Consider the following 2,007-nt stretch of genomic DNA (forward strand, 5'->3'; position numbering starts at 1 on the left):
ATCGTCTTCTGCCTCTTTTGCTTTCACGCCATCCGACATCATCGTTAAGCAATACGGACAGGCGCTTCCAATCATAGAAGGACTGGTTTGTATCGCTTGTTCGGTTCGGGCGACATTCACCCGCTGCCCGGCTTCTTCTTCCATCCACATCATTCCGCCTCCGGCTCCGCAGCACATGCCGTCCTGACGGTTGCGCTCCATTTCGACAACGTTCAAGCCAGGGATTGCTTCTAAAATATCACGGGGAGGATCATATACCTCGTTGTAACGCCCAAGGTAGCAAGAATCATGATACGTCATGGTTTCGTTCACTTCATAACGCGGCGTAAGCTTTCCTTTGCGCACGAGCTGTGCCAGCAATTCCGTATGATGATACACTTCCACGTCTTCGAGCCCAAACTCCGGATATTCATTTTTAAAGGTATTATACGCATGCGGGTCGATCGTGACGATCTTTTTCACATCATTTTTCTGAAATTCGTTAATGTTGGAAGAAGCAAGCTCCTGGAACAAAAATTCATTGCCGATCCGTCTTGGCGTATCTCCCGAGTTTTTTTCCTTGTTTCCAAGAATCGCGAACGTGACACCGGCTTCGTTTAATAGTTTCGCAAAAGACTGAGCAATCTTTTGACTGCGCTTGTCATAAGAGCCCATCGAACCGACAAAGAACAGGTATTCAAAACTTTCTTCCCGTTTTTTCAGCTCTTTCACCGTTGGCGCGTCAATATCCTCGCGGGACTCTCTCCATTTTTCCCGTTCTTTTCGATTGATGCCCCACGGGTTTCCTTGACGTTCTATATTCATCATCGCACGTTGCGCCTCGGAGTCCATTTTCCCTTCCGTCAGTACTAAATAACGGCGCAGATCAATAATTTTATCCACGTGCTCATTCATCACCGGGCACTGGTCTTCACAATTCCGGCATGTGGTACAGGCCCAAATCTCTTCTTCGGTAATCACGTCACCGATCAAGCTCACATCGTATCCGGCAGCTGCTTCTTCTGCCCCTTTCCCTTGTGCAGCCAGCTGGTTCCCATTGGTATGGCCGAATGCATAGGCAGGAAGCCATGGGGAGCGGGACGTGACAGCAGCCCCTTTTTCCGTTAAATGATCACGCATTTTAATTAATAGATCCATTGGCGACAGCATTTTCCCGGAGCCGGTTGCTGGACACATATTCGTACAGCGGCCGCATTCGACACAGGCATACAGGTCGAGAAGCTGTTTTTGGTTGAAATCTTCTATTTTCCCAACCCCGAATTCTTCTTTCGTTTCATCCTCAAAGTCAATCGAAGACAGCTGCCCGACGGGGTGCGTACGCCCGAGCCACACATTGGCAGGTCCGGCGATAAGGTGAGCATGCTTGGATTGCGGCACGTAGACCAAAAACGCAAGTAAAAACAATAAGTGCGCCCACCAGAAAAGGTAAAACAGCACCCCGGCTGCTCCTGCACCGAGCGGGGAAGCGATAAAAGCAATCGCCGAAGCAATCGGCTCAAACCCTGTTAATTCTTTACCAAGCCAGACTATTTCCATTCCTTTGGCAATCATTTTCGAGGTCATTAAGCCGCCGATAAAAATGAGGACCAGTCCTGCTTTCCAGCCCCGCTTCCATCGGACGATTTTTTCGACATAACGACGGTGAAACGCCCATACCACGGCGGCAAGAATCATAAATACAACGACTTCCTGAAATAATGTGAAATATGGGTACACCGGGCCAAGCGGCAGATGAGACCCAATTGCCAGCCCTTTCCAAATCGTATCAATCGCGCTGAACTGCACGAGTAAAAAGCCGTAAAAAAACATCACGTGAATGATACCGCTTTTCTTGTCTTTCAGTAATTTTTTCTGTCCGAATACATTAGTCATCACCGCTTCCCAGCGTTCTTTGACGGTCTGGTTAAATTCCGCCTTTTGACCGAGCTTAATGTATTCGTACCTGGTTTTTACCAGCTTAGCAAAAAGATACACAGCGTAAGCGGTCACGAGTAAAAATGCGATCCA

At 48.3% G+C, this 2,007-nt stretch carries 1 protein-coding gene; it reads right to left on the minus strand.

From position 1 onward, the window contains the following. Window positions 1-2,007 (minus strand): (Fe-S)-binding protein (locus ACE1TI_RS21650; RefSeq protein WP_375009572.1); only part of this gene is annotated, 2,007 nt, incomplete at both ends.

Origin of the sequence: Alteribacillus sp. JSM 102045 (genome assembly GCF_041949975.1) — a bacterium.
In the GTDB taxonomy this organism is placed as follows: domain Bacteria; phylum Bacillota; class Bacilli; order Bacillales; family Marinococcaceae; genus Alteribacillus.